Annotated in this window: 22 protein-coding genes; all 22 read right to left on the reverse strand. The window is 69.4% G+C overall.

Features of this window, described 5'->3' with window-relative positions; genetic code table 11:
• Window positions 1-156 precede the first annotated feature (156 nt).
• The gene (locus J7E97_RS30450) at window positions 157-531 is read right to left on the reverse strand and encodes a F0F1 ATP synthase subunit epsilon (RefSeq protein ID WP_215034005.1); all 375 of its coding nucleotides are present in this window, start codon (window positions 529-531) and stop codon (window positions 157-159) included.
• A 128-nt stretch (window positions 532-659) separates the two neighbouring features.
• Window positions 660-2,102: a F0F1 ATP synthase subunit beta gene (gene atpD / locus J7E97_RS30455; protein ID WP_215034007.1), complete on the reverse strand. Its 1,443-nt coding sequence runs from the start codon at window positions 2,100-2,102 to the stop codon at window positions 660-662.
• Window positions 2,102-3,019: a F0F1 ATP synthase subunit gamma gene (locus tag J7E97_RS30460; protein WP_215034009.1), complete on the reverse strand. Its 918-nt coding sequence runs from the start codon at window positions 3,017-3,019 to the stop codon at window positions 2,102-2,104. Before J7E97_RS30460 ends, atpD begins: the two co-directional genes overlap by 1 nt.
• 20 nt (window positions 3,020-3,039) lie before the next feature.
• Window positions 3,040-4,635 carry a F0F1 ATP synthase subunit alpha gene (gene atpA / locus J7E97_RS30465; RefSeq protein ID WP_215034011.1) on the reverse strand — a complete coding sequence of 532 codons (1,596 nt, stop codon included), beginning with the start codon at window positions 4,633-4,635 and terminating at the stop codon, window positions 3,040-3,042.
• A gap of 127 nt (window positions 4,636-4,762) precedes the next feature.
• Window positions 4,763-5,578 (reverse strand): F0F1 ATP synthase subunit delta, encoded by an 816-nt coding sequence (locus J7E97_RS30470; protein WP_215034013.1) that lies wholly within the window; start codon window positions 5,576-5,578, stop codon window positions 4,763-4,765.
• Window positions 5,575-6,117: a F0F1 ATP synthase subunit B gene (locus tag J7E97_RS30475; protein WP_215034015.1), complete on the reverse strand. Its 543-nt coding sequence runs from the start codon at window positions 6,115-6,117 to the stop codon at window positions 5,575-5,577. Before J7E97_RS30475 ends, J7E97_RS30470 begins: the two co-directional genes overlap by 4 nt.
• 41 nt (window positions 6,118-6,158) lie before the next feature.
• Window positions 6,159-6,395, reverse strand: coding sequence for an ATP synthase subunit C (locus J7E97_RS30480; protein ID WP_008738174.1), 237 nt, complete (start codon window positions 6,393-6,395; stop codon window positions 6,159-6,161).
• Between the two features lie 82 nt (window positions 6,396-6,477).
• On the reverse strand, window positions 6,478-7,314 hold the full coding sequence (gene atpB / locus J7E97_RS30485; RefSeq protein ID WP_215034061.1) for a F0F1 ATP synthase subunit A: 837 nt from the start codon (window positions 7,312-7,314) through the stop codon (window positions 6,478-6,480).
• A gap of 210 nt (window positions 7,315-7,524) precedes the next feature.
• Entirely contained in the window at window positions 7,525-7,962 is a 438-nt protein-coding gene (locus J7E97_RS30490; protein WP_215034017.1) for a hypothetical protein, read from the reverse strand.
• A 274-nt stretch (window positions 7,963-8,236) separates the two neighbouring features.
• The gene (locus tag J7E97_RS30495) at window positions 8,237-9,571 is read right to left on the reverse strand and encodes an MraY family glycosyltransferase (RefSeq protein WP_215034063.1); all 1,335 of its coding nucleotides are present in this window, start codon (window positions 9,569-9,571) and stop codon (window positions 8,237-8,239) included.
• A 101-nt stretch (window positions 9,572-9,672) separates the two neighbouring features.
• Entirely contained in the window at window positions 9,673-10,908 is a 1,236-nt protein-coding gene (glyA, locus tag J7E97_RS30500; protein ID WP_215034019.1) for a serine hydroxymethyltransferase, read from the reverse strand.
• Window positions 10,909-11,010: 102 nt separating this feature from the next.
• Window positions 11,011-11,643, reverse strand: coding sequence for a protein-tyrosine-phosphatase (locus tag J7E97_RS30505; protein WP_215034022.1), 633 nt, complete (start codon window positions 11,641-11,643; stop codon window positions 11,011-11,013).
• Complete coding sequence (locus J7E97_RS30510) at window positions 11,640-12,287, reverse strand: L-threonylcarbamoyladenylate synthase (protein ID WP_215034024.1); 648 nt, start codon at window positions 12,285-12,287, stop codon at window positions 11,640-11,642. Before J7E97_RS30510 ends, J7E97_RS30505 begins: the two co-directional genes overlap by 4 nt.
• Before the next feature lie 58 nt (window positions 12,288-12,345).
• Window positions 12,346-13,191 (reverse strand): peptide chain release factor N(5)-glutamine methyltransferase, encoded by an 846-nt coding sequence (gene prmC / locus J7E97_RS30515; protein WP_215034026.1) that lies wholly within the window; start codon window positions 13,189-13,191, stop codon window positions 12,346-12,348.
• A 64-nt stretch (window positions 13,192-13,255) separates the two neighbouring features.
• Window positions 13,256-14,335, reverse strand: a complete 1,080-nt coding sequence (prfA, locus tag J7E97_RS30520; RefSeq protein WP_215034028.1) for a peptide chain release factor 1 — start codon at window positions 14,333-14,335, stop codon at window positions 13,256-13,258.
• A 114-nt stretch (window positions 14,336-14,449) separates the two neighbouring features.
• Entirely contained in the window at window positions 14,450-14,665 is a 216-nt protein-coding gene (rpmE, locus tag J7E97_RS30525; RefSeq protein WP_215034030.1) for a 50S ribosomal protein L31, read from the reverse strand.
• 206 nt (window positions 14,666-14,871) lie between these two features.
• Window positions 14,872-15,975 carry an LCP family protein gene (locus J7E97_RS30530; protein WP_215034032.1) on the reverse strand — a complete coding sequence of 368 codons (1,104 nt, stop codon included), beginning with the start codon at window positions 15,973-15,975 and terminating at the stop codon, window positions 14,872-14,874.
• Window positions 15,976-16,290: 315 nt separating this feature from the next.
• Window positions 16,291-18,408: a transcription termination factor Rho gene (gene rho, locus J7E97_RS30535; RefSeq protein ID WP_215034034.1), complete on the reverse strand. Its 2,118-nt coding sequence runs from the start codon at window positions 18,406-18,408 to the stop codon at window positions 16,291-16,293.
• 467 nt (window positions 18,409-18,875) lie between these two features.
• A complete protein-coding gene (gene thrB / locus J7E97_RS30540) occupies window positions 18,876-19,802 on the reverse strand; it encodes a homoserine kinase (protein WP_215034036.1) in 927 nt (308 codons plus the stop codon).
• 323 nt (window positions 19,803-20,125) lie between these two features.
• Complete coding sequence (gene thrC / locus J7E97_RS30545) at window positions 20,126-21,196, reverse strand: threonine synthase (protein WP_215034038.1); 1,071 nt, start codon at window positions 21,194-21,196, stop codon at window positions 20,126-20,128.
• 6 nt (window positions 21,197-21,202) lie between these two features.
• On the reverse strand, window positions 21,203-22,492 hold the full coding sequence (locus J7E97_RS30550; protein WP_215034065.1) for a homoserine dehydrogenase: 1,290 nt from the start codon (window positions 22,490-22,492) through the stop codon (window positions 21,203-21,205).
• A gap of 129 nt (window positions 22,493-22,621) precedes the next feature.
• Complete coding sequence (gene lysA, locus J7E97_RS30555; protein WP_215034040.1) at window positions 22,622-24,013, reverse strand: diaminopimelate decarboxylase; 1,392 nt, start codon at window positions 24,011-24,013, stop codon at window positions 22,622-22,624.
• Window positions 24,014-24,050 lie beyond the last annotated feature (37 nt).

Genomic DNA, 24,050 nt, shown 5'->3' on the forward strand with positions numbered 1-24,050 from the left:
CTTTCACCGACCTCCTCGCTCATCGAATACTGCGTACGACGGGGGCGCTCCCGGACGGAGTCCGGGCTCGGCCTGCATCGCCTCAGCCGCGACCTGGTCTGGAATATTCCAGACCGGACCGCGGCTGAGGTTTCACACTCTTACCGGTACCGGGGCTCAGCGCCCCGAAACCGCGCGCAGCCGGACATCGGCGCGACGTTCGGCGGCCCCATCGGTCTCCGACTTCGCGCGCTCCAGTGCCCGCTCCGCCCGCTCGACATCGATCTCGTCGGCAAGCTCGGCGATCTCGGCCAGCAGGGACAGCTTGTTGTCCGCGAACGAGATGAATCCGCCGTGCACCGCGGCGACAACAGTGTTGCCCTCAACGGTACGGATGGTCACCGGGCCCGATTCCAGCACACCGAGAAGCGGCTGGTGACCGGGCATGACGCCGATGTCGCCGGACGTGGTGCGGGCGACAACCAGGGTGGCCTCGCCGGACCAGACGCTACGGTCCGCCGCGACCAGCTCGACGTGCAGCTCAGCAGCCAAGGTGGCTCCTCGGGTCACCACCCGGCGGGAAGGCCGGGTGTTGGGTCAAATTCTAATGGGCGTGGGGAGAGGGACGGGACACACCCGCCCCTCTCCGTCAGTCAGCTGTGCTCGCGAGGAGCGCGGCTTCAGGAGACGCCCAGCTCCTTGGCGTTGGCCTTGAGGTCCTCAATGCCACCGCACAGGAAGAACGCCTGCTCGGGGAAGTGGTCGTAGTCGCCGTCGCAGATCGCGTTGAACGCCACGATCGACTCCTCGAGCGGAACGTCCGAACCGTCGACGCCGGTGAACTGCTTGGCGACGTGCGTGTTCTGCGACAGGAAGCGCTCGACACGACGGGCACGGTGGACAACGAGCTTGTCCTCCTCGCCCAGCTCGTCGATACCGAGGATCGCGATGATGTCCTGGAGGTCCTTGTACTTCTGCAGGATCCCCTTGACGCGCATCGCGGTGGCGTAGTGGTCCGCCGCGATGTACCGCGGGTCGAGGATGCGGGACGTCGAGTCCAGCGGGTCCACGGCCGGGTAGATGCCCTTCTCGGAGATCGGACGGGAAAGAACCGTCGTCGCGTCGAGGTGGGCGAAGGTGGTCGCCGGCGCCGGGTCGGTCAGGTCGTCCGCGGGGACGTAGATCGCCTGCATCGAGGTGATCGAGTGACCGCGGGTCGACGTGATGCGCTCCTGCAGCAGACCCATCTCGTCAGCCAGGTTCGGCTGGTAACCCACGGCGGACGGCATGCGGCCCAGAAGGGTCGACACCTCCGAACCGGCCTGGGTGTAACGGAAGATGTTGTCGATGAAGAAGAGCACGTCCTGCTTCTGCACATCGCGGAAGTACTCCGCCATGGTCAGACCGGCCAGCGCGACGCGAAGACGGGTGCCCGGGGGCTCGTCCATCTGGCCGAAGACGAGCGCCGTCTTGTCGATGACGCCGGACTCGGCCATTTCCTCGATGAGGTCGTTGCCCTCACGGGTACGCTCACCGACGCCCGCGAAGACCGACACACCGTCGTGGTTGTTGGCGACGCGGTAGATCATTTCCTGGATCAGAACGGTCTTGCCGACACCGGCACCACCGAACAGACCGATCTTTCCACCCTTGACGTACGGGGTGAGAAGGTCGATGACCTTGACGCCGGTCTCGAACATCTCGGTCTTCGACTCGAGCTCGTCGAAGCGGGGCGCCTTGCGGTGGATCGGCCAGCGCTCGGTGACGTTGGCGTTCTCCTCCGGGTAGTTCAGCACCTCACCGAGGGTGTTGAACACCTTGCCCTTGGTGAAGTCACCGACGGGGACGGTGATGCCCTCGCCCGTGTTGATCACCGTGGCCTGGCGGACCAGACCGTCGGTGGGCTGCATGGAGATGGTGCGGACCAGGCCGTCACCCAGGTGCTGGGCGACTTCCAGGGTCAGCGTCTTGAGCTTGCCGTCCTCGGCCGGGTCGGCGACCTGGACCTTGAGGGCGTTGTAGATCTCGGGCATGGCGTCGACGGGGAACTCCACGTCGACGACCGGGCCGATGACCCGGGCGACGCGGCCCGTGGCGGCGGCCGTCTCAACAGTGGTCGTCATTACTTGTCACTCCCCGCGGTCGCGTCAGCCATGGCGCTCGCGCCACCGACGATCTCGCTGATTTCCTGGGTGATTTCGGCCTGGCGGGCCGCGTTGGCAAGCCGGGAGAGGCTCTTGATGAGATCCCCGGCGTTGTCGGTGGCCGACTTCATCGCGCGGCGGCGGGCGGCGTGCTCGGAAGCGGCCGACTGCAGCAGTGCGTTGTAGATGCGGCTCTCGACGTAGCGCGGCAGAAGGGCGTCGAGGACGTCCTCAGCCGACGGCTCGAAGTCGAACAGCGGAAGGATCTCGCCCTTCGTACCGCTCTCCTCCGCAGCCTGGTCGAGGCTAAGGGGCAGCATCCGGCCGTCCACCGCGTTCTGCGTCATCATCGACACGAATTCCGTGAAGATGATGTGCAGCTCGTCGACGCCGCCCTCGGCCGTGTCCGTCTGGATGGCCTGGATCAGGGGCGCCGCGACGCGCTTGGCGTCGGCGTAGGCCGGGCTGTCGGTGAAGCCGGTCCACGACTCCGCGACCTTGCGCTCGCGGAAGCCGTAGTAGGCGACACCCTTACGGCCGACGATGTACGTGTCGACCTCCTTGCCCTCGCCGCGCAGCCGCTCGGTGAGCCGCTCCGCCTGCTTGATGGCGTTCGAGGAGTAGCCGCCGGCCAGACCGCGGTCGCTCGTGATGAGCACGATCGCGGCTCGCACCGGCGCCTCGACCTCGGTGGTCAGGGCGTGCTTGGTGTTCGAACCGGTCGCCACCGCGGTCACCGCACGGGTGAGCTCGGTCGCGTACGGCATCGATGCCGCCACCTTGCGCTGCGCCTTGACGATGCGCGAGGCGGCGATCATTTCCATCGCCTTGGTGATCTTCTTGGTCGCCGTGACGGCACGGATGCGACGCTTGTAGACCCGGAGCTGCGCTCCCATGAGTCAGGTCCCTTCCGTCGTCACTTGGAGACGTTGACGGCCGGCGCGTCCTCGCCCAGGAGCTTGCCGTCCGAGGTCTCGAACTGGCGCTTGAAGTTGGCGATCGCGTCACCGATGGAGGTGAGCGTGTCGTCCGACATCTTGCCGCCGTCCGCGATGGAGGTGAGGAGCTCCTTGCGCTCGAGGCGCAGGTGGTCCAGCAGCTCCGACTCGAAGCGACGGATGTCGGCCACCGGGACGTCGTCCATCTTGCCGGTGGTACCGGCCCAGACGGAGACGACCTGCTCCTCGACCGGCATCGGCTGGTACTGGCCCTGCTTCAGTAGCTCGACCAGACGCTTGCCGCGCTCCAGCGATGCCTTCGAAGCGGCGTCCAGGTCGGAACCGAAGGCGGCGAACGCCTCCAGCTCGCGGTACTGGGCGAGGTCCAGGCGCAGACGGCCGGAAACCTGCTTCATGGCCTTGTGCTGGGCCGAGCCACCGACGCGGGAGACCGAGATACCGACGTTCAGCGCCGGGCGCTGGCCCGCGTTGAACAGGTCGGACTCCAGGAAGCACTGGCCGTCGGTGATGGAGATGACGTTGGTCGGGATGAACGCCGACACGTCGTTCGCCTTGGTCTCGACGATCGGCAGACCGGTCATCGAACCGGCACCCATGTCGTCGGAGAGCTTGGCGCAGCGCTCCAGCAGACGGGAGTGCAGGTAGAAGACGTCGCCCGGGTAGGCCTCGCGGCCCGGCGGACGGCGCAGCAGCAGCGACACGGCGCGGTAGGCGTCGGCCTGCTTCGACAGGTCGTCGAAGATGATCAGGACGTGCTTGCCGGCGTACATCCAGTGCTGGCCGATGGCCGAACCGGTGTACGGCGCCAGGTACTTGAAGCCGGCCGGGTCGGACGCCGGGGCAGCGACGATCGTCGTGTACTCGAGCGCGCCGGCGTCTTCCAGGGCGCCGCGAACGGACGCGATGGTCGAGCCCTTCTGGCCGATGGCGACGTAGATGCAGCGGACCTGCTTGTTCACGTCGCCAGAGCGCCAGTTGTCGCGCTGGTTGATGATCGTGTCGACGGCCAGAGCGGTCTTGCCGGTCTGACGGTCGCCGATGATCAGCTGACGCTGACCACGGCCGACCGGCACCATCGCGTCGATCGCCTTGTAGCCGGTCTGCATCGGCTCGTGGACCGACTTGCGGACCATGACGCCGGGGGCCTGCAGCTCGAGGGCGCGGCGGCCCTCGGTCGCGATCTCGCCGAGGCCGTCGATCGGGTTGCCGAGCGGGTCGACAACGCGGCCGAGGTAACCCTCGCCGACGCCGACGGAGAGCACCTCACCGGTGCGCTGCACCGGCTGGCCCTCCTCGATACCGCTGAACTCGCCGAGGACGACCGCACCGATCTCGCGCTCGTCGAGGTTGAGGGCGAGACCGAGGGTCCCGTCCTCGAACTTCAGCAGCTCGTTCGCCATGGCGGAGGGCAGGCCCTCCACCTTCGCGATGCCGTCGCCGGCAACGCTGACCGTACCGACCTCCTCGCGCGAGGCCGCGTCCGGCTGGTACGACTGGACAAAGTTCTCCAGTGCGTCCCGGATCTCCTCCGGCCGGATCGTGAGCTCCGCCATCTGGGTTCCCTGCTCTCCTTGTTGGGCCTGAAGCTTCTTAGGGGTCTGGGGGCGACCCCCAGGAATCTTCTGCAAGTTCTGCACGGCCCAACCGGGCCGCTAGGAATGCTTTGTTATTGGTGGCTGGTCAGCCGGCCATGCGACGGGACGCTTCTTCGATGCGGTCCGCGATGGTGCCGTCGATGACCTCGTCGCCGACACGCACCGAGATCCCGCCGAGGACCTCGGGGTCCACGTCCAGGTTCAGGTGCATCTCGCGGCCGTACAGCTTGGCCAGGACCGCACCGAGACGCTGCTTCTGCACGTCGCTGAGCGGAACCGCGGTGGTCACGGTGGCGACCATGCGGTTGCGGCGCTCGGCGGCGAGCGTGGAAAGGGACTCGAGGCCCGCTTCCAGGCTACGTCCCCGCGGGTGTGCGACGAGACGCGTGACCAGACGCTCGGTGACGGCGTTCGCCTTGCCGCCGAGCAGGCTGCGCAGCAGCTCGCTCTTGGCGGCGACGCTCGCCGACCGGTCGGTCAGGGCAGCGCGCAGCTCGGTGCTCGAGGAGACGATCCGGCCGAAGCGGAACAGTTCGTCTTCCACGTCGTCGAGTGCGCCCGCGCTCTGGGCCGCCGTGAGGTCGGCGGTGGCCGCCAGCCTCTCGAGCGAGTCGACCAGGTCACGGGACTGCGACCAGCGGGACCGGACCATGCCGGACACCAGGTCGAGGGTTTCCCCGCCCACCTGGCCGCCCAGCAGTCGGCCGGCCAGCTCGGCCTTGGCCTCGCCGGACTGCGCCGGGTCGGTGATGACCCGACGCAGCGAGACCTCACGGTCGAGCAGCGCGGTGACGGCCGCCAGCTCGCCGGCGAGCTTCGCCGCGTCGACGGACGTGTTGTCCGTCAGCGCGTCGAGACGCTCGCGGGCGGTGGCCAGCGCGTCGCGGCTCGCTCCGTTCATCGGGCGGCCTCGGCCTTCTCCTCGAGCTCGCTGAGGAAGCGGTCGATCGTGCGGCTCTGCCGGGCGTGGTCCTCAAGGGACTCGCCGACGAGCTTTCCGGCCAGGTCGGTGGCGAGCTTGCCCACGTCCTGACGGAGCGCAGAAGAGGCGGCCTTGCGGTCGGCCTCGATCTGGGCGTGACCGGCAGCGATGATCTCCTCACGCTGCCGCTGGCCCTCTGCGCGCAGTTCTTCCTTGAGCGCAGTGCCCTGCTCCAGCGCGTCCTGGCGCAGGCGGGCGGCCTCGTGCCGGGCTTCGGCGAGCTGGGCCTTGTACTGCTCCAGAACGCTCTGAGCCTCGGTCTGAGCGGCCTCAGCCTTTTCGATACCGCCTTCGATGGCCTCGCGGCGCTCGTCCAGAACCTTGTTGATGTTCGGGAGGAGCTTCTTCGCGAGGAAACCGAAGACGATGACGAAGGCGATCAGACCGATGACGAGCTCGGGGATCGGCGGGATGAGGGGGTTTTCCGCCTCATCGGCCGCGAGAACCAGGAGGTTCACATCAGTGCCTTTCGTCGATTCGGACTAGTGATCGCGGTTCGTCAGCTGTAGACGAACGGCATGACCAGACCGATGAGGGCGAGCGCCTCACAGAAGGCGAAGCCGAGGATCTGGTTGGCGCGGATCAGACCGGCAGCCTCGGGCTGACGGGCAAGAGCCTGGGTGCCGTTACCGAAGATGATGCCGACGCCGACGCCCGGGCCGATGGCCGCGAGACCGTAGCCGACAGAGCTGAGCGAGCCGGTGACGCCTTCGGTGGCAGCGAGGATCTGGGACATGCCAGTTCTTCCTTCTCTTTCATGGACCGGTGGGGGTTGGCCACCGGACGATTCGGGGGGATTGCGGGGAGCGAGCCGAGGCTCAGTGGTGCTCGGCGAGTGCGCCCTGCAGGAAGCTGCAGGCCAGGAGGACGAAGACGTACGCCTGGACAGCCTGGATGAAGAGTTCGAACGCGGTCATCACGATGACCATGACGAACGAGACGCCGGCATACGCGATGCCGATCCCGTTCAGCAGGTACCAGCTGGCGATGGTGAACAGCAGCAGCAGCGTGTGGCCGGCGAACATGTTCGCGAACAGTCGGACCGCGTGGGTGAAGGGGCGGACCAGGACGTTCGAGAAGAACTCGATGACCATGACCAGCGGGAGGACCGGGCCGAGCGACTTGTCGTAGCCGGTCAGGTTCTTGAAGCCGCCGACGAGGCCGTGACGCTTGAAGGTCACGCTCATCCAGGTCACGTAGACGATGGCCGCGAGGCCCGCCGGGTACGCGATGATCGCGGTCACCGGGAACTGGGCGAGCGGAATGATCGACCAGAGGTTCAGGACCCAGACGAAGAAGAACAGCGAGACCATCAGGGGGACGTACTTCTCGCCCTCCTTCTTGCCCATCGTCTCGTAGACGATGCCGCGGCGCACGAAGTCATAGCCGGCCTCGGCCACCATCTGCAGCTTGCCCGGCACGACCTTCGGCTTGCGGAAGGCGGCCCAGAAGAAGCCGACGATGACGACCGTACCGAGCAGCGCCAGCAGCATCGTCTTGTTGAAGTACGAGCTGCTGTCACCGTCCCCGAAGATCGGCTCGAACAGGAACGAGTGCAGGCCGGGAGCCGGGAATCCACAACCATCGAAGATGTGGCAATCGGTCTCGAAGGCGAGCACCGTCGTCGGGTCAGCACTCACCGCGGGCTCCTTCAGCGTGGCGCATAGGTACGGCAACCTCGTTGTGTCGGCGCGGCGCACAGCCGCTGTTCGGCACTGGACTGGTGTTTCGGATTGGGGGGCGACGGGCAGGCATCGAGCCTCGCGATGGAGCAGGCGTCAGCTCGGATGCCCGCGTCCGCATTGCCGCAGTTGGAACCGGACGATAGCAGGATCCCGAACACCCGCTTATCCCGCCCCTACCCTTCACGGCTTCGGTCCCGAATTTCCGGGCTTGTCGCCCTTGGTCGAATCCGGTTCGACGTAAAGGATCTTGGCCTTCATGTGAGCACGTGCCTGTGCGCCGATCCACACGAGGGTGGTGGCGACGAGCGTGATCGCGAAGGCCTTGGGGTGGAACAGCGTCGTGTTCTTGAACACGGCGAGGAAGACGAAGAGCAACAGGATCTGGACCGTGTAGAGCAAGAGCCCCATGGCCTGGAACAGATTCGGCATGGACCTCGCCGTGCGCTGCAGTACGAGGAACCCGCCACCCATGAACAGCATCACCACCACCGTCGCGACGAGGGCGCCCACGGCCCCCTTGCCACCGACCGCGACACCACTGATGACGGCGGCGATTGCGCCGGCGGCAGCGGTGGGTACGGCGGTTTGCAGAAGGGTTCGGACGTCATCTGACCGCATGGCGGTTTGCTCCGCGTGGTGGTGGGGGCAAGGGACTCGTACGGGACGAGCGTAAGCCCGGTCCGAGTGGGAACCTCGGGCCAATGGACCGTCGCACTACGGTCCTTCGGCTCTGTCGCCGGGTTTAGTGAACGGTATCACAAAGTATTTGATGAGAGCTTTACCTGGTGGGTGTGCTGACTGTCACACATGAGGGCTAACCCGCCCGTGTGTGCAAGACAGCCAACCCACTTGTCTGGTAAAGGGGGTTCATGTCCGACATGAACCCGCGCCATCAGCGCGAGGATCCGGCCTTACGCCGGTCGGGGAAGCGCGAACGGGGGCCCACCGCGGTCGCCCCGTTGACGCCGGAGACACCGGCCACGATCGGCCGCGCCGGTTCCGGCTCCACCGCGGAGGCGTCCCGCACGGCCGCTTCGGCCGCCCGCTCCGCGTGCCGGTAGCGCGGCGGGACCAGTCGCTCCGCCCAGCTCGGAGTCCTCGGGGAGAAGCGCGGCAGGAGGAGCAGGAGCAGGCCGAGCGCGCTCAGCGCCGCGATCGCGAGCACGATCCACATCGAGGTGGAGTGCACCGAGTACGCCACCACGCCGAAGGCGATCAGTCCCGACCAGAAGTACATGATCAGCACCGCACGGCTGTGCGAATGCCCGAGCTCCAGCAGTCGGTGGTGCAGGTGCCCGCGGTCCGCGGCGAACGGCGACTGCCCGTTCCAGGTGCGCCGTACGACGGCCAGGACCAGGTCCGCCATCGGGATCGCGATGATCGTCAGGGGCAGGATCAGCGGGATGAAGACCGGGAGCATCGCCTTCGTCGCGTTGCGCTCGCCGCCCGCGAAGAGCGCCATCGCGTCCGGGTCCACCTGCCCGCTGATGGAGATGGCGGCGGCGGCCAGCACCAGGCCGATGAGCATCGAGCCGGAGTCGCCCATGAAGATGCGGGCCGGGTGCATGTTGTGCGGCAGGAAGCCGAGGCACATGCCCATCAGGATCGCGGCGAAGAGGGTGGCGGGCGCCGCCGCCTCGATGCCGTAGCCGAACCAGATCCGGTACGCGTAGAGGAAGAAGGCGCAGGCCGCGATGCAGACCATGCCGGCGGCGAGGCCGTCGAGGCCGTCCACGAAGTTCACCGCGTTGATGGTGATCACGACGAGTGCCACCGTGAGCAGGTTGCCCTGCCACGGGGTGAGGGCGACCGTCCCGATCCACGGGACCGGGATCCACAGGATGGTCAGGCCCTGCATGCACATCACGCCGGCGGAGATCATCTGGGCGCCGAGCTTGATCAGGGCGTCCAGCTCGAACTTGTCGTCGAGGACGCCGACCAGCCAGATCAGGGCCGCCCCGGACAGCAGGGCCCGCGGCTCGTTCGACAGCTCGAAGACGCCGTTGAGGTTCTGCAGGTGGTCGGCGACCAGCAGGCCCGCGCACAGTCCGCCGAACATGGCGATGCCGCCGAGTCGCGGAGTCGGCTCCCGGTGCACGTCGCGGGCACGGATCTCCGGCATCGCACCGACCGCGATCGCGAACTTCCGCACGGGCCCGGTGAGCAGATAGGTCACCGCGACCGTGACGCAAAGCGTCAGCAGATATTCACGCACGGGCTGCCCCAGATGTATCGCCGGCCATCTCAGCCCCACACACTAGCTGCGAAGTACTCGCTGTCGGGGACGCACGGGGTCCGTATCCCGGTTGCGGTACCTCTCGCTCGTCCCTATTCGTCCCCGTACGGCGGAAAACCGACCACCAGCTCATTGACGTCCCCACGGATCTTCACGGGCTCCCCGCCGCTCAGCGCGGCGGTGAACAGTTCGGCGATCCGGCCCATCTGCGCCTCCCCCATCCCCTGCGTGGTCACCGCCGCCGTGCCCAGGCGGATCCCGCGCTGGTCCCCGTACGGAAGGGCGCAGGTGTCCAGCACGATCCCGGCGGCGGCGAGCCGGCCGCGCGCGGTCGGGCCGTCGACGCCCAGCGGCGCGGGGTCGGCGGTGATCAGGTGCGTATCGGTCCCCCCGGTCGTAACGGCGAACCCGCGGGCGGCGAGCGCGTCGGCCAGGGCCCGCGCGTTGGCGACCACGCGGTGGGCGTAGGAGGTGAACCCGGTGCCGGCGGCCTCGCCGAACGCCACCGCCTTGGCGGCGATGGTGTGCATCTGGGCGCCGCCCTGGGTGAAGGGGAACACCGCCCGGTCGATCCGCTCGGCGAACTCCTCGCCGCACAGGATCATCCCGCCGCGGGGACCGCGGAGCACCTTGTGGGTGGTGGCGCACACGATGTCCGCGTACGGCACGGGGCTGGGGGCCGCGCCGCCCGCGACCAGCCCGATGGGGTGGGCGGCGTCCACGATGAGATGGGCCCCGACCTCGTCGGCGATCTCCCGGAAGGCGGAGTACTCGGGGTGACGGGGGTAGGAGACGGAACCGCACACGATGGCCTTGGGCCGGTTCGCGTGCGCGAGCTCCTGCACCTGCTCGTAGTCGATGCGGCCGGTCCGCGCGTCCACGCCGTAGGGCACGAAGTCGAACCAGCGCCCGGAGAAGTTGGCGGGCGAGCCGTGCGTGAGGTGTCCCCCGGACGGCAGCCCCATGGCCAGCACCGTGTCCCCGGGCCGCAGCAGCGCGGCGTACGCGGCCAGCACCGCGGCGGAGCCGGAGTGCGGCTGCACGTTGGCGTGCGCGGCCCCGAAGAGCGCGGTGGCCCGCTGCACGGCGATCCGCTCGGCGAGGTCCGCGTACTCGCAGCCACCGTGGTGGCGGGCGCCGGGGTACCCCTCGGCGTACTTGTTGGCGAGGGTGGAGCCGAGCGCGGTGAGCACGGCGGGAGAGGTGAAGTTCTCGGCGGCGATCAGCTGCAGGGTCCCGGCCTGTCGCCGCGCCTCACCGGCGAGTACGTCGGCCATCTGCGGGTCCTGCCGGCGCAGCAGGTCCGTGGGCTCGGTGATGACGCTCATGGCGCGACTCCAGGGGGTACCGGGTACCAGCCACTGTAGGCCGCGGCCGCGCATCGCGCTCAGCGACGGGGCCGCCTGCCGGCCCGCGCCGCACCGACCGGGTCAGCGCGGGGTGGTCACGCCCGTGAGGGCCGTGACCACGGGCTCCAGCGCCTGGTTGATCTCGTCGCCGATCGAGCGGAAGAAGGTGATCGGGGCCCCGTACGGGTCGTACACCTCGTCCGCGTCGGGCGACGGGGCGAGCAGCCAGCCGCGCAGCGCCGCCGCGGCCCGGACCAGCGCCCTGGCGCGCTCGACCATCCCGTCCTCCAGCGGAGGCAGCGTCGCCGGGTCTATGGCCCGCACCAGCCGGGTGAACTCCTTCAGCGTGAAGGTCCGCAGCCCCGCCGAGTGCCCCATCGAGATCACCTGCGCCCGGTGGTCCCGCGTGGCGGTCAGCACCAGGTCCGCCCGTATGACGTGCTCGTCCAGCAGCTCCCGTCCGGTGAACCCGGTCGCGTCCGCTCCGAAGTCCGCCAGCACCGCTGCCGCGTTGGCCTCCATGGGCGCACCCTCGTGCCCCCACGTGCCCGCGCTCTCGACGATGAGGTCTCCGGTCACGGGCTCCCCCAGCCGGTGCGACAGCGCATGCCGCGTCAGCCGCTCGGTGATGGGCGAGCGACAGACGTTGCCGGTGCTGACGTGGAGTATGCGGAAGGAGCCGCTGCTCGCTATGCCACGCCCCTCAGGGCTCACGGGGCCACCTCGAGGTCGGGTACGACCTCCCGCAGCTGCTCGGCGGTCAGCGCCCCCGCGCGCAGCAGGACGGGCACCTTCCCGGTGACGTCGACGATCGACGACGGCTGCATGCCCGGAGTCGGTCCGCCGTCCAGGTACACGGACACGGAGTCGCCCAGCATCTCGCGCGCGGCGTCGCAGTCCTCCGGCGCCGGGTGCCCGGTCAGGTTCGCCGAGGAGACCGCCATCGGGCCGACCTCGGTCAGCAGCTCGATCGCGACGGGGTGCAGGGGCATGCGTACGGCCACGGTCCCGTTGGTCTCCCCCAGGTCCCAGGCCAGCGACGGCTGGTGCTTGGCGACGAGGGTCAGCGCGCCCGGCCAGAAGGCGTCGACGAGCTCCCACGCCTGCTCGGAGAAGTCCGTGACCAGCCCGTGGAGGGTGTTCGGGGAGCCGATGAGGACGGGGGTGGGCATGTTGCGGCCGCGGCCCTTGGCGGCGAGCAGGTCGCCGACGGCCTCGGCACTGAAGGCGTCCGCGCCGATCCCGTACAGGGTGTCGGTGGGCAGCACGACGAGCTCGCCGCGGCGCACGGCGGATGCGGCTTCACGCAGGCCCGTCTTGCGGTCCGTCGCGTCGTTGCAGTCGTATCGCCGGGCCATCAGCGGGCCTCCTCGTGCATCAGGGTGGTGGCGGAAATGCTCTCGCTGGTCACGCCGGTCACGGCAGGGCCTTGCGAGCGGTGGCGAAGCGGGGGCGGTTGTTCAGGTCGGGGTGGTCGGCCGCGTCGGCCCAGCCCCGCTCTTCGGCGAATATCCAGGGAACCTGGCCGCCCTGGGTGTCCGCGTGCTCGATGACGACGATGCCGCCGGGCCGCAGCAGGCGGTGGGCGGTGCGCTCGATGCCGCGGATGGTGTCGAGGCCGTCCTCGCCGGAGAACAGCGCCATCTCGGGGTCGTGGTCCCGCGCCTCGGGGGCCACGTACTCCCACTCGGTGAGCGGGATGTACGGCGGGTTGGAAATGACCAGGTCGACCTGGCCGTCCAGCTCCGGCAGCGCGCTGAGCGCGTCGCCCTGGTGGACGGTGACCCGCGAGCCCTCGGCGTTCTTGCGGGTCCACCGCAGGGCGTCCTCGGACAGCTCCACGGCGTGCACGCGCGAGCGCGGCACCTCCTGGGCCATGGCGAGCGCGATGGCGCCGGAGCCGGTGCACAGGTCCACGATCAGCGGCTCGACCACGTCCATCGCCCGGACGGCCTGTATGGCCCAGTCCACGACCGACTCGGTCTCGGGCCGGGGCACGAAGACCCCGGGCCCCACCTGGAGCTCCAGGTACCGGAAGAAGGCGCGGCCGGTGATGTGCTGGAGCGGCTCGCGCGCCTCGCGGCGGGCGACGGTCTCCCAGTAGCGGGCGTCGAAGTCGGTGTCCTTGACGTGGTGCAGTTCCCCCCGCTTGACGCCGTGCACGAAGGCCGCGAGCTCCTCCGCGTCGAAACGCGGTGAGGGCACGCCGGCGGCGGCCAGCCGCTGGGTGGCCTGGGCCACCTCGGCAAGCAGCAAGTTCACGCTGGTCCTCCGGGCTGCTGTCGTACGGGGGGTGGTGCGGGGGTATTGCGCGGTGCTGCGGGACTCAGTGCGCGGACGCGAGCTTGGCGGCGGAGTCCGTGTCGACACAGGCCTGGATGACCGGGTCGAGGTCCCCGTCGAGCACCTGGTCCAAGTTGTACGCCTTGAAGCCCGTCCGGTGGTCCGAGATCCGGTTTTCCGGGTAGTTGTACGTACGGATCTTCTCGGAGCGGTCCACACTGCGCACCTGGCTGCGGCGCACGTCGGAGGCCTCCTGCTCGGCGGCTTCCTGGGCGGCGGCCAGCAGGCGCGAGCGCAGGATGCGCATCGCCTGCTCCTTGTTCTGGAGCTGGCTCTTCTCGTTCTGGCAGGAGGCGACCACGCCGGTCGGGATGTGCGTGATGCGCACGGCCGAGTCGGTGGTGTTGACGGACTGGCCGCCGGGGCCCGAGGAGCGGTACACGTCGATGCGGAGGTCGTTCATGTTGACCTCGACCTCCACCTCCTCGGCTTCCGGGGTGACGAGCACGCCGGCGGCGGAGGTGTGGATGCGGCCCTGGGACTCGGTGGCCGGAACGCGCTGGACGCGGTGCACGCCGCCCTCGTACTTCAGGCGGGCCCAGACGCCCTGGCCGGGCTCGGTGGCCCCGTTGCCGCCCTTGGTGCGGACGGAGACCTGGACGTCCTTGTAGCCGCCGAGCTCGGACTCGGTGGCGTCGATGATCTCGGTCTTCCAGCCCACGCGCTCGGCGTAGCGCAGGTACATGCGCAGCAGGTCTCCGGCGAACAGGGCCGACTCGTCGCCGCCCGCGCCCGCCTTGACCTCGAGGAGCACGTCCTTGTCGTCGCTGGGGTCGCGCGGGACGAGCAGCAGGCGGAGCTTCTCGGTGAGCTCTTCGCGCTGTGCGATCAGCACCTTGGCCTCGGCCGCGAAGTCCGGGTCGTCGGCCGCGAACTCCTTCGCCGTCTCGATGTCCTCGGCGGTCTGCTTCCAGGCACGGAAGGTCGCGACGATCGGGGTCAGCTCCGCGTAGCGCTTGTTCAGCTTGCGCGCGTTGGCCTGATCCGAGTGGACCGAAGGGTCGGCGAGCTTCTTCTCAAGATCGGCGTGCTCGCCGATCAGTTCCTCGACCGCCTCGAACATCGGGGGCTCCTGAAGATGGTGAATGTGAAGAAAAGGGCTGCGGGACGAGAAAGGCGCCGGTCCGGCTGCCCCCGTGGAAACAGGGTGCAGCCGGGGTCCGGCGCCGGAAGCTCGCTACTTCTGTGCAGCCTTGCCGAAGCGGGCCTCGAAGCGGGCCACGCGGCCACCGGTGTCGAGGATCTTCTGCTTGCCCGTGTAGAACGGGTGGCACTCGGAGCAGACCTCGGCACGAATGTTGCCTTCGGTCAGGGTGCTACGGGTGGTGAACGACGCGCCACAGGTGCAGCTGACCTGGGTCTCGACGTACTCGGGGTGAACATCGCGCTTCAAGGTGTCTCCTAGTTCGGGAGGGCGCCGGGTCGCAGGAGCCGAATTGCGCGCTGCGTGAACCGGGGCCGACAGACCAGTCTGCCAGGACCGGGCTGCCTGTCAAAATTCTTCGGGACGCCTGCTTCAACGAAGGGGGGGCCGGCGTCTATTCCTCACCCTTGCGAGACCCTCCTGAGCCGGGGGTCCAGCGGGCTGCGTCCGTCCGGTTACTGGACGACCGAGCCGGCCGTGCCCTTGTCTCCGGCCGAGTTCGCCGTGGCCTCGGCGGGGATGTCCCGGTCCGCGAGCAGGGCGTCCCAGACCATCTTGGACTCCGCGGTGAGCGGGACGACGCGGTTCGGGTCCCGGGTGTCCTCGGTCACCGGCAGGGTGATCATCTGCATGTTCTGCGGGCCGATGCCCTGGAGGCCCTGGGCGAAGCCCACGAGGGACTTCACGTCACCGAGCGCCTTGTCGGTGGTGAGCGCCTTGGTGGCGGTGTCGGCGAGGTCCAGGAGCCGCTTCGGATGGTCGAAGACGCCGATGCCGTTGACCTGCTTGATCAGTGCCTTGATGAAGGCCTGCTGCAGCTGTATCCGGCCGAGGTCGCCGCCGTCACCCACGCCGTGGCGGGTGCGGACCAGGCCGAGGGCCTGCTCGCCGCCGAGCTTGTTGGTGCCGGCCGGCAGGTCGAGGTGGCTGTACGGGTCCTTGATCGGCTTGGTGGTCGTCACCTCGACGCCGCCGAGGTTGTCGATGATCTTCTTGAAGCCGGTGAAGTCGACCTCGAGGTAGTGATCCATGCGGATCCCCGACATCTTCTCCACGGTCGCGACCGCGCAGGCGGCCCCGCCGACGGTGTACGACTCGTTGAACATCCGGCGCGTGCCGCCCGCGTCGGTCTTGCCGTCCGGCATCTTGCAGGCGGGCCGGGTGACCAGGGTGTCGCGGGGTATCGATATGACGCCGGCCTTGGTGTGGCCCTCGTTGAGGTGCACGATCATGGCGGTGTCGGAGCGGGCGGAGCCGCCGTCGTCCTGGCCGTACTCGCTGTTGGCGCCGCCGCGGGAGTCGGATCCGAGGACGAGGATGTCCATCGAGCCGTTGTCCACGTTCTGCGGGCGGTCCGTGCCGAGGGCCGCGTCGATGTCGACGGTCTTCAGGTTCCCGTTGAGCTTGAAGTAGAAGTAGCCGAGCCCCCCTCCGCCCAGCAGGACCACGCCGGCGGCGGTCCACGCGGCGATGACGACGGCCCTGCGGCGGGTGGCCGGCTTGCGTCGGCGTCGGCCCGCGACGGCCTTTCGACCCCGGCCCCTGCTGTCCTGGCTCATGCTTCCTCTGCCTGCCCGTCCTCGGTTCGGTTCCCCTCGCCCCCTCACACAGACGGCCCGAAGCCTTCAAGGGTTCCACGGTCCGCGGCGCACAGGAACCATTGCGAAGAATCGGACCGATGGGGATGAAAAACGCGTAATACCGCCCTTACCTGCGGTTTCCGCGGGAGCACGGGGTGACGCCCCGGCGCCCTGCCGGGTACGCGGTGTGAGGGAGGACACGCGGGTACCGCCGCACGCGACCGCCCCCGTCGCGTGCGGCGGGGGCGGTCGTGGTGGTGGAACGCGGCGTCAGGCAGGTGCCGCGAGGAGACGTCAGTCGTCGTTCTTGCCCGACGGGGTCGTCTTCGCGATCTGCATGAGGAACTCGGCGTTCGACTTCGTCTGCTTCATCTTGTCGAGGAGCAGCTCGATGGCCTGCTGCGAGTCGAGCGCGTGCAGCACCCGGCGCAGCTTCCAGACGATGGCGAGCTCCTCCGGGTTGAGGAGGATCTCCTCCTTGCGGGTGCCCGACGGGTCGACGTCGACAGCCGGGAAGATGCGCTTGTCGGCGAGCTTGCGGTCGAGCTTGAGCTCCATGTTGCCGGTGCCCTTGAACTCCTCGAAGATCACCTCGTCCATGCGCGAGCCGGTGTCGACCAGCGCGGTGGCCAGGATGGTCAGCGAGCCGCCGTCCTCGATGTTGCGCGCGGCACCGAAGAAGCGCTTCGGCGGGTACAGCGCGGTCGAGTCGACACCACCGGACAGGATGCGGCCGGAGGCGGGGGCGGCGAGGTTGTACGCGCGTCCCAGGCGGGTGATGGAGTCCAGCAGGACGACCACGTCGTGACCGAGCTCGACGAGGCGCTTGGCACGCTCGATGGCCAGCTCGGCGACGGTGGTGTGGTCCTCGGCCGGGCGGTCGAAGGTCGAGGAGATGACCTCGCCCTTGACCGACCGCTGCATGTCGGTGACCTCTTCCGGACGCTCGTCGACCAGGACGACCATCAGGTGGCACTCGGGGTTGTTGACGGTGATCGCGTTGGCGATCGCCTGCATGATCATGGTCTTGCCGGTCTTCGGCGGGGCCACGATCAGGCCTCGCTGACCCTTGCCGATCGGCGACACGAGGTCGATGATGCGGGTGGTCAGCACGCCCGGGTCGGTCTCCAGACGGAGCCGGTCCTGCGGGTAGAGCGGGGTCAGCTTCTGGAACTCCGGGCGGCCGCGGCCGGATTCGGGCGCCATGCCGTTGACGGAGTCGAGACGCACGAGCGCGTTGAACTTCTCGCGGCGCTCACCGTCCTTGGGCTGGCGGACCGCACCGGTGGTGTGGTCGCCCTTGCGCAGACCGGCCTTGCGGACCTGCGCGAGGGAGACGTACACGTCGTTCGGGCCGGGCAGGTAGCCCGAAGTCCGGATGAACGCGTAGTTGTCGAGGATGTCGAGGATGCCCGCGACGGGGATCAGGACGTCGTCGTCGGCGACCGGCGTCTCCGCCGGCGCGAACTCGTCGCGGCCACGGCGGCCACGGCGGTCGCGGTAGCGGCCACGGCGGCCGCGACGGCCGTCTTCGTCGAAGTCGTCCTGGGGGCCGTTGTCCTGACGGTCCCGGTCCTGCCGGCCGCCCTGCTGACCCTGGCCCTGACCCTGGCCGCGACCGCCCTGCTGCTGGCGGTCCTGACGGTCGGTCCGGTCCTGCCGGCCGCCGCCCTGGTTCTGGCCCTGGCCCTGGCCGGACTGGCCCTGAGCCGCCTGGCCCTGGCCGGCCTGGCCCTGGTCGTCGGCCTTGGCACCGCGCTCGCGGCGGCCCTGCTGGCGCTCGCCCCGCTCGGCGCGCTCGTTGCCGCGCTCGCGGCGGTCGCGACGGCCGCGGCCTTCGGCTTCCTGGCCCTGTGCCTGGCCGGAGACCGCGGTGGCGGCCTCCGTCTTGGCCTCGGCCTGCGCGGCCGGAACGGTCTCGGTCTTCTGCTCGACCTGCACGACGGCGGCGGGGGCCGCACCCTCGGGGCTGCCGGAGGGGGCGGTCGCCCGACGGCGGCGGCGCTCGCCGACCGGGGCGTCCTCGCTGGCCGGCTGGCCCGGGATGTCGATCTGCGCCGGCACGGCGGTCTTCTCGACGGGGGCCGGGGCGGCTGCCTCGCCCGTACGGGCCTTGCTGGTGACGCGGCGCTTCGGCTTGGCCTCGGCGGCGGTCTCGGCGGGCGCGGAGGCCGCGGCCTTGGGGGCACTGCCTCCCGCCTGCGCCTCCTTGATGACCTCGATCAGCTGGCCCTTGCGCATCCGCGCGGTGCCCCTGATGCCGAGGCCCGACGCGACCTGCTGAAGCTCGGCCAAGACCATGCCGTCAAGGCCGGTGCCGGAGCGGCGACGCTTGGTCGCGGCGCCCGCGGCGGGGGCACTGGTGTCGACATTGGTGTCGGCAGCGCCCATCAGATCGGTGGTGTCGCTCACGAAGGGTCCTTCCCTGGAGCGGACGTCGGCCTGTCTGGCTCGGCGACCGGTTGTGCTGTCCGACGGCAGTCCGTGACCTGGTGAGGCGTGGACTGCTGCCGGGGCGGTGGTCCGCCGGTAGAGATACGGCGGAGAGAAACGTGCATGTGCATGGGTGGTTCCGGCGAGAAGCCCCGAGCTGGAAGCGTGGGAATGTCACGCCGATTCCGGAGCGTGCCCGAAACTGCTGGCAGCGATCAAAGCAGTCGGGGAGGCTCCCGGAAGGAAGGTGGTCCCTGATAGGGACACTGAGCACCGAGCCATGGCGGCTTCGGATGCGCACTTGAGACTAACACTACCGGATCCAACAGACATTCCCCCTCTCAATCACCGGTCATAGAGCCGTTCCGCGCGGACGGCCTGCCCTGGCCGCCCGCCCCTGGCCGACTGACGGTGTTGCTCCTGTACTACTGCCCGTACGGCACTCGTCAGCCGCCCTGGGTACCCAGCGGAAGTACGCTCGCGCCCGCGGCGTCGAGTGCGAGCCGGTTGGCCGCCCACCCCTCGCCCGCGAGCCGCGCGACCTTGTCGGCCGCGCCGTTGTCGACCAGCGCGAGGACCGTGGGGCCCGCGCCGGAGATCACCGCGGGGATGCCGTCCGCGCGCAGCCGGGCCACGAGCGCCACGCTCTCGGGCATCGCCGGGGATCGGTACTCCTGGTGGAGGCGGTCCTCGGTGGCCGGCAGCAGGAACTCGGGACGCCTGGTCAGGGCCTCTACGAGCAGGGCCGCGCGGCCCGCGTTGACCGCCGCGTCCACGTGCGGGACGGTGCGCGGCAGCAGGCCGCGCGCGGTCTCCGTCAGGACGGGCTTGGAGGGGACGAAGACCACCGGGACGATCGACTCGGCGGGCTCCATGCGGATCGCCTTGGCGCTGCCGCCGTCCATCCAGGCGAGGGTGAAGCCGCCGAGGAGACAGGCGGCGACGTTGTCGGGGTGGCCCTCGATCTCGGTGGCGAGCTCCAGGAGCGCCGCGTCGTCGAGTTTGGCCTCTCCGCCTATGGTCACGGCGCGGGCGGCGACGATGCCGGCGCAGATGGCGGCGGAGGAAGAACCGAGGCCGCGGCCGTGCGGGATGCGGTTGGCGCAGACGACTTCGAGGCCGCGCGGCTGGCCGCCCAGCAGGTCGAAGGCGGTGCGCATGGAGCGTACGAGAAGGTGGCTCTCGTCCCGCGGGAGGGTGTCGGCGCCCTCGCCCGCGATGTCGATGTTCAGCCCCGAATCGGCCACGCGGACGACGACGTCGTCGTAGAGCCCCAGGGCCAGGCCGAGAGCGTCGAAGCCCGGACCGAGGTTGGCACTGCTGGCGGGAACGCGCACCCGTACGGCGGCGGCGCGGAATGCTGGACCGGCCATCGTCCGATGACACTCCTTGTGACTGTGCGAGACGAGATGTTCTGCTGGCTCGCTGTGAATGTACTGGAGAACGTACGACACCCGAAGGCCCTGTGGGCAGCACCGCGGTCATATGCGCGACGGCGGATGTAAGTACAGCCTATCGAAGGAAGGTTCTCCTCCGACATAGGGCGCACGACAGGCGCACGATGCGTGTCGCGGACTCCCGCGCGTCGGCACGGTTTCCGCGGGGCCTTTGGCGCCGTACGGCCCGAGTTGCCGGATTCCTCAGCCTTCGGAGGGCTTCCGGAATCCGGCGACCCGGTTGATGCCGGACGTCCCCGTCAGACCAGACCGAGGCGCACGGCGGCCGCCTCGGCGTCCACCGGAATGGTGATCGGCTGCGGAGCGCCCGCGACCGCCCAGTCGGGGTCCTTCAGGCCGTTGCCGGTGACCGTGCACACGATCTTCTGGCCGGGGTCGACCAGACCGAGCTCGACGGCCTTGAGGAGACCGGCGACCGAAGCGGCCGAGGCGGGCTCGACGAAGACGCCCTCCTGCGCGGCCAACAGGCGGTAGGCCGCCAGGATCTGTCGGTCCGTCACCTCGTCGATGAAGCCGCCCGACTCGTCCCGGGCCTGCAGGGCGTAGTCCCACGAGGCCGGGTTGCCGATCCGGATCGCGGTGGCGATGGTGTGCGGCTCCTTGACGACCTCACCGCGCACGATGGGCGCGGACCCGGAGGCCTGGAAACCCCACACACGGGGCGTACGGGAGGCCAGGCCGTCGGCCTTGTACTCCTTGAAGCCCTTCCAGTACGCGGTGATGTTGCCGGCGTTGCCGACGGGCAGCACGTGGATGTCGGGGGCGTCGCCGAGCGCGTCGACGATCTCGAACGCGGCCGTCTTCTGACCCTCGATGCGCACCGGATTGACGGAATTGACCAGCGCGACCGGGTAGTTGTCGGACAGCGCGCGGGCGAGGTCCAGGCAGTCGTCGAAGTTTCCGTCGACCTGAAGGATCTTCGCGCCGTGGATCAGGGCCTGGCCCATCTTGCCCAGCGCGATCTTGCCGCGGGGCACGAGGACGGCGCAGACCATCCCGGCGCGCACCGCGTAGGCGGCGGCGGAGGCCGAGGTGTTGCCCGTGGACGCGCAGATGACGGCCTTGGCGCCGTCCTCCTTGGCCTTGGTGATCGCCATGGTCATGCCACGGTCCTTGAAGGACCCGGTGGGGTTCGCGCCCTCGACCTTGAGGTGGACCTCGCAGCCGGTGCGCTCCGAGAGCACCTGCGCGGGGACGAGGGGAGTTCCGCCCTCGCGGAGCGTGACCACGGGAGTCGCGTCCGTCACCGGCAGGCGGTCCCGGTACTCCTCGATGATGCCGCGCCACTGGTGGGTGCGATGGTTGGTCATGGGTCCTTACTCCCCTTCAACACGCATGATGCTGGCGACACCGCGAACGGTGTCCAGCTTCCGCAGAGCCTCGACGGTCCCGGAGAGGGCGGCGTCGGGTGCGCGGTGGGTGACGACGACGAGGGAGGCCTCGCCGTCCTTACCCTGCTGCCGGACGGTGTCGATGGAGACACCGTGCTCCGCGAAGGTCGTCGCCACCTGGGCGAGGACGCCCGGCTTGTCCGCCACATCGAGGCTGATGTGGTAGCGGGTGACGACGTCCCCCATGGTGCTGACCGGCAGCTGGGTGTACGCCGACTCGCCGGGCCCCGTTGCCTCGGCGAGCTTGTTGCGGCAGACGGCGACGAGGTCGCCGAGCACCGCCGACGCGGTCGGCGAACCGCCCGCGCCGGGCCCGTAGAACATGAGCCGCCCGGCGGCCTCCGCCTCGACGAAGACCGCGTTGTACGCCTCGCGGACGGAAGCGAGCGGGTGGGTCAGCGGAATCATGGCGGGGTGGACGCGGGCGGTGACGGACTCGCCGTCGGCGGCGCGCTCCAGGATCGCCAGGAGCTTGATGGTGCAGCCCATGCGCTTGGCGGAGGCGAAGTCGGACGCGCTGACCTCGGTCATGCCCTCGCGGTAGACGTCGTCGAGGCGGACCCGGGTGTGGAAGGCGATGCCGGCCAGGATCGCGGCCTTGGCGGCGGCGTCGTAGCCCTCGACGTCGGCGGTGGGATCGGCTTCGGCGTACCCGAGGGCGGTGGCCTCGTCGAGCGCCTCCTGGTAGCCCGCGCCCGTGGAGTCCATCTTGTCGAGGATGAAGTTCGTCGTGCCGTTGACGATGCCCATCACCCGGTTGATCTTGTCGCCCGCGAGGGACTCGCGCATCGGGCGGACCAGCGGGATGGCGCCGGCGACGGCGGCCTCGTAGTACAGGTCCAGCCCGTGCTGCTCGGCCGCGGCGTGCAGGGCGGCGCCGTCCTGGGCGAGCAGCGCCTTGTTGGCCGAGACGACGGAGATCCCGTGCTCGAAGGCGGTGGTGATCAGGGTGCGGGCCGGCTCGATGCCGCCGATGACCTCGATGGCGATGTCGATGTCGCCGCGTTTGAGCAGCGCGGTCGCATCGGTGGTGATCAGGGCCGGGTCGATGCCCTCGCGCACCCTGGAGGGGCGGCGCACGGCCACGCCGGCGAGCTCCACGGGCGCGCCGATCCTGGCCGTCAGGTCGTCGGCGTGCGTCGTCATGATGCGCGCCACCTCTGAGCCGACCACTCCACAGCCCAGCAGCGCCACCTTCAGCGGACGCGTACGCATCATTCGACCTACGCCTTTCGATCTTCCATCGCTACCCGGCCCGCGGTTTTGCGCGTCAGGTGTAAAACCAGTCTCACTCAATGGACAGCAGTTTCCATCCTCGGTCCATTGAGTGAGACACCGATTTCATTATCCGAGGTCGAGGCGCAGGAGATCTTCCTCCGTCTCGCGGCGGACGATGACGCGCGCCTGTCCGTCGCGCACGGCGACGACGGGCGGGCGCAACGCGTGGTTGTAGTTGCTGGCCATCGAGCGGCAGTAGGCGCCGGTGGCCGGAACCGCGAGCAGGTCTCCGGGGGCGAGGTCCGCCGGGAGGAACGCGTCCTTGACCACGATGTCACCGCTCTCGCAGTGCTTGCCCACGACACGGACGAGCATGGGCTCGGCGTCGGAAGTGCGCGAGACGAGGGTGACGGCGTACTCGGCGTCGTAGAGGGCGGTGCGGATGTTGTCGGACATGCCGCCGTCAACGGAAACGTACGTCCGCAGTCCCTCCAGCGGCTTGATCGTCCCCACCTCGTAAAGGGTGAACGCGGTCGGTCCGACGATGGCGCGGCCGGGCTCCACGGAAATGCGCGGCGCGCGCAGACCGGCGCCCTCGCATTCGCGGGCGACGATCTCGTGCAGGGCCTTGGCGATCTCGTGGGGCTCGCGGGGATCGTCCTCGGAGGTGTAGGCGATGCCGAGTCCGCCGCCGAGGTCGATCTCGGGGAGTTCGACGCCGTGCTCGTCGCGCACGGCGGCGAGGAGCTGGACGACCCGCTTCGCGGAGACCTCGAATCCCGCCATGTCGAAGATCTGCGAGCCGATGTGGGAGTGGACGCCGAGCAGCTCCAGGCTGTCGTGCCCGAGGGCGCGGCGGACGGCCTCGGCGGCGGAACCGTCCGCGACGGCGATGCCGAACTTCTGGTCCTCGTGCGCGGTGGCGATGAACTCGTGCGTGTGGGCCTCGACGCCGACGGTCACGCGGATCTGCACGGGCTGGCGTACGCCGAGCTCGCGGGCGATGTGCGCGACGCGGGCGATCTCCTGGAAGGAGTCGAGCACGATCCGCCCGACACCGGCCTCGATGGCGCGGGTGATCTCGGCGTTGGACTTGTTGTTTCCGTGGAAGGCGATGCGCTGGGCGGGCATCCCGGCGGCGAGCGCGGTGGCGAGCTCGCCGCCGGAGCACACGTCCAGGTTGAGCCCCTCCTCCTTGAGCCACTTCACGACGGCCTTGGAGAGGAACGCCTTCCCGGCGTAGAACACGTCGGCGTCCGGCCCGAAGGCGTGCGCCCAGGCCCGGCACCGCGCCCTGAAGTCCTCCTCGTCGAGGAAGTAGGCGGGCGTGCCGAACTCCTCGGCGAGCGCGGTCACTTCGATCCCGCCGACGGTGACGACACCGTCGGCCGTCCGGCCGACGGTCCGCGCCCACACCTTCTCGTCGAGGGCATTGAGATCGGCGGCCGGCGGGGAGTAGTGCCCCTCGGGCAGTACGTCGGCGTGGCGGGGCCCGGCGGGGTGCGCGGAACGGCTCATCGGAATTCTCTCTTCACAATCATCCGGATCATCCGGA

This window comes from Streptomyces sp. ISL-66 (assembly GCF_018614135.1).
GTDB lineage: Bacteria > Actinomycetota > Actinomycetes > Streptomycetales > Streptomycetaceae > Streptomyces.

Coding starts and splice junctions, on each gene's coding strand:
- atpD (WP_215034007.1), bottom strand. CDS start 2,102: ATGACGACCACTGTTGAGACGGCCGCCGCCACGGGCCGCGTCGCCCGG.
- J7E97_RS30460 (WP_215034009.1), bottom strand. CDS start 3,019: ATGGGAGCGCAGCTCCGGGTCTACAAGCGTCGCATCCGTGCCGTCACG.
- atpA (WP_215034011.1), bottom strand. CDS start 4,635: ATGGCGGAGCTCACGATCCGGCCGGAGGAGATCCGGGACGCACTGGAG.
- J7E97_RS30470 (WP_215034013.1), bottom strand. CDS start 5,578: ATGAACGGAGCGAGCCGCGACGCGCTGGCCACCGCCCGCGAGCGTCTC.
- J7E97_RS30480 (WP_008738174.1), bottom strand. CDS start 6,395: ATGTCCCAGATCCTCGCTGCCACCGAAGGCGTCACCGGCTCGCTCAGC.
- J7E97_RS30490 (WP_215034017.1), bottom strand. CDS start 7,962: ATGCGGTCAGATGACGTCCGAACCCTTCTGCAAACCGCCGTACCCACC.
- glyA (WP_215034019.1), bottom strand. CDS start 10,908: ATGAGCGTCATCACCGAGCCCACGGACCTGCTGCGCCGGCAGGACCCG.
- J7E97_RS30510 (WP_215034024.1), bottom strand. CDS start 12,287: ATGGCCCGGCGATACGACTGCAACGACGCGACGGACCGCAAGACGGGC.
- prfA (WP_215034028.1), bottom strand. CDS start 14,335: ATGTTCGAGGCGGTCGAGGAACTGATCGGCGAGCACGCCGATCTTGAG.
- J7E97_RS30530 (WP_215034032.1), bottom strand. CDS start 15,975: ATGAGCCAGGACAGCAGGGGCCGGGGTCGAAAGGCCGTCGCGGGCCGA.
- thrB (WP_215034036.1), bottom strand. CDS start 19,802: ATGGCCGGTCCAGCATTCCGCGCCGCCGCCGTACGGGTGCGCGTTCCC.
- thrC (WP_215034038.1), bottom strand. CDS start 21,196: ATGACCAACCATCGCACCCACCAGTGGCGCGGCATCATCGAGGAGTAC.
- J7E97_RS30550 (WP_215034065.1), bottom strand. CDS start 22,492: ATGCGTACGCGTCCGCTGAAGGTGGCGCTGCTGGGCTGTGGAGTGGTC.
- lysA (WP_215034040.1), bottom strand. CDS start 24,013: ATGAGCCGTTCCGCGCACCCCGCCGGGCCCCGCCACGCCGACGTACTG.